Origin of the sequence: Rheinheimera mesophila (assembly GCF_000986865.1) — a bacterium.
Classification (GTDB): Bacteria; Pseudomonadota; Gammaproteobacteria; order Enterobacterales; family Alteromonadaceae; genus Pararheinheimera; species Pararheinheimera mesophila.
Genome location: NZ_LAVS01000081.1, coordinates 1 through 1,232 on the forward strand (window position 1 = coordinate 1; position 1,232 = coordinate 1,232).

A 1,232-nucleotide genomic window follows, 5' to 3' on the forward strand; every position below is an offset into this window, starting at 1 on the left:
CGGCAACCCTACTCAGTTTACGCATGGATATACTGGAGAGTTTTGCCCAGGCCTACAATCAGCAGGGAAATGCTGAACTAGCCATGAAAGCGGCCACACAAAGCCTGGCCTTAGCCAGCAAAGCCGCAGATAAACAGCGTCTGCTGGATTCAATGATTATGCTCGGGCGCCTGCACTTGCAAAACAACAACCTGAGTAAAGCCTACCAGTATTTTAAATCTGCCTTACCCCTTGCCAGCGAAATGGGCGATCAACAAGCGATCGCCTCGATCAGTATGCGGTTGGGCATGGCTTATCAAAAGCTGGAACAACATGAACTGGCATTACAACATTTTAATCAGGCCGCCGGGTTGTACCAGCAATTAGACAGTCTGAGTGCCCAGGCCAATGCCTTGATCAACAGCGGTGACAGTCAGTTGGTGTTAAAGCAACTGGATAAAGCCAAAGCCACCTACGACAAAGCGCTGAAACTGGCGGTGGAAAGTGAGGATCCGTACATGTTGATCTCCGCCCATGTCAGCTTGTCCGAGCTTGCACTGGAACAAGGCGATCTGGATCAGTCCGAACAGTTGCTGACTAAAGCCCATCAATTGGCCAGTCAGCTTTCGGCACAATCGATTAAAGCAGAAACGGCTTTATTCCTGGCGAATGTCTTTATCAAAAAACAAAATTACAGTTCGGCCAAACTGATGCTGGCTGAGGCGGCTCCGGAGCCGGATAAACTGGCAGCGTATCTGAAGCGCAAGCATCTGGCATTAAGCGCTGAACTGGCCGCACTTGAGCAACAATGGCAACAAGCCTATCAACTGGAGAAAACGGCCAATCAACTCGAGGTTGCAGAGCTAAACGACACCAGCAAGATACAACTGGACAATCTGCAAAGCAGTCTTGAATTACAGCTACAGCAAGAAAAACAACAGGAGCTGCATTTCAGTCAGCAAACTCAACTGAAACAATGGCTGTGGATGAGTCTGATGCTGTTGGCATTGACTGTCTTTGCACTGCTACTTTTACTGAGCAAACAGAAAAAAAATCGCTCTGGAGCTCTGATCCAACTCCCACAATGGCGCAGTTTCACTGAGCTGGTGCTGCATCATCACAAAGCCAAAACTCAGGGACACCTTCTGCTGGTGATGCCGATGCAAACGCACGCCCTGTTAGCGAAAGGTCTACAGCAGGTCAGAGCCGATTTAGAGGCGTTAAGGGCGAGTTTGGAAGATCGGAAGAGCACA

1 protein-coding gene is annotated in these 1,232 nt (G+C 49.4%); it reads left to right on the forward strand.

The genetic code is table 11. The features are described 5' to 3' along the window. Window positions 1-1,232 (forward strand): tetratricopeptide repeat protein (locus SD53_RS12640; RefSeq protein WP_046520567.1); only part of this gene is annotated, 1,232 nt, incomplete at both ends.